This is a genomic window from Ruegeria sp. K11 (genome assembly GCF_056531905.1).
This window is the reverse complement of the sequence record NZ_JBQFMP010000046.1, coordinates 1-818: the sequence shown is the minus strand read 5'-3', so window position 1 is coordinate 818 and position 818 is coordinate 1. Positions and strand designations below refer to the sequence as shown.

Here is an 818-nt window from a genome sequence, read left to right as displayed (position 1 = left end):
GGTTCTGTCGCAAACTCCGTCCCCACCTGTCAGATCGAACGCAGTTCTGTTAACGCGGGCTGGAATATGACAGGAGCTAACCGTGACGATCTCATTTAAGGGTGCGCACTTCCCGAAAGACGTGATTTTGCACGCGGTTTTCTTCTACCTGCGCTACGGTGTTTCTTACCGGGATCTGGAAGAAATCATGGCGGAACGCGGAGTTAATCTGGATCATGCAACACTGAACCGCTGGGTCAGTCGATATGCTGGTCTCATTGCGGACGCAGCTAGGTATAGAAAGCGTCCCGCCGACCGTTCGTGGCGAATGGATGAAACATATGTGAAAGTGAAGGGCAAGTGGGTTTATCTTTATCGAGCAATCGATAAACACGGCAAGACCCTTGATTTCATGCTGTCCGAGCGCTGGAACAAAGCCGCTGCGACGAGGTTTTTTGCCCGCGCGCTTGAGGTAAACGGTCTACCGCGCAAGATCGTCATCGACAAAAGTGGTGCCAACACGGCCGGTATCAAGGCAATCAATAAGATGCTCAAGAGCTTTGGTTGTCCAATCCCGATTGAGCTGGTCAGGCGGAAATACCTCAATAACATCATTGAACAGGATCACCGTTTCATCAAACGAAGGATTAAACCCATGCTGGGCTTCAAGTCTTTCGCTTCAGCCGCATCTGTCTTGGCAGGCATAGAACTGGTCAACATGATCCGCAAAGGTCAATTCACGCCCGGACTCCGCCCGTTTAAGCAGTTTATCCAGCTGGCGGGATAACCGCCTATCCAGTTTCGTCTATACAACTCTCAAAGAAATTTGCGACAGAACC

General features: G+C 50.7%; 1 protein-coding gene. It reads left to right on the top strand.

From position 1 onward, the window contains the following. Nucleotides 1-82 precede the first annotated feature (82 nt). Nucleotides 83-766: an IS6 family transposase gene (locus tag ACR0K4_RS22970; protein ID WP_480522310.1), complete on the top strand. Its 684-nt coding sequence runs from the start codon at nt 83-85 to the stop codon at nt 764-766. Nucleotides 767-818: the final 52 nt, after the last annotated feature.